This window comes from Anoxybacillus thermarum (genome assembly GCF_000836725.1).
Taxonomy (GTDB): Bacteria; Bacillota; Bacilli; order Bacillales; family Anoxybacillaceae; genus Anoxybacillus; species Anoxybacillus thermarum.
Genome location: NZ_JXTH01000154.1, coordinates 1 through 617, shown reverse-complemented (window position 1 = coordinate 617; position 617 = coordinate 1). Strand labels below are relative to the sequence as shown.

At 44.4% G+C, this 617-nt stretch carries 1 protein-coding gene; it reads right to left on the bottom strand.

The window, feature by feature from the left end:
* On the bottom strand, window positions 1-207 hold a 207-nt coding region (locus LH47_RS14875), incomplete at its 3' end, for a UPF0236 family transposase-like protein (RefSeq protein WP_407637173.1).
* Between the last annotated feature and the right edge of the window lie 410 nt (window positions 208-617).

Here is a 617-nt window from a genome sequence, read left to right as displayed (position 1 = left end):
AAACGTCACTTCTCCAAACAGCGTTTGGATCGTGGTCGGCCGTTTGTCTTTCAGCTGATACCGGCGCTTGTCCCGCGCTTCCGCCAGTTGTTGATCAATCTCCTCCAAAAGGGCCGCCAACAAGACAGCGAACACCTTTTGAAGAGTTCTGACTAATTGTTCCTCCAGCTCTTTTAATAAAGGCCATTCTGTGGTAAAATGTTTCATGGACTCTCTCCCTCCTGTTTTATTGATGTTGGTCATCACCATCATAGCAGGGAGAGAGTCCTTTTTGCCTGACATTTGCTTTTTTCTACCGCGCTTCGCTTGGTGGCCCCGACGATCGTCGCGAACAAAAGTTCGCAACCCTCGTCGGGGAATCATTCCTGAATGTCACCCACAAATATTTTACTCACACATAATAAAACTTTGCGCTTTTCGACATTTTCCGCTAATATGAGAGTAGCATTTCTTCACACGTATTTCACATTTATTATACAGTTTTTACTAGGCATTTGCTAGATAAAATTTTGCGTTAAGGAAGTGAACACATTGCAACGGCTTTTAAAATGGTTTGCGGTAGCGACGACAATCGGCATGCTTTTCGTTTTAATTGGTGGGGCGCTTGTGACGAAAAC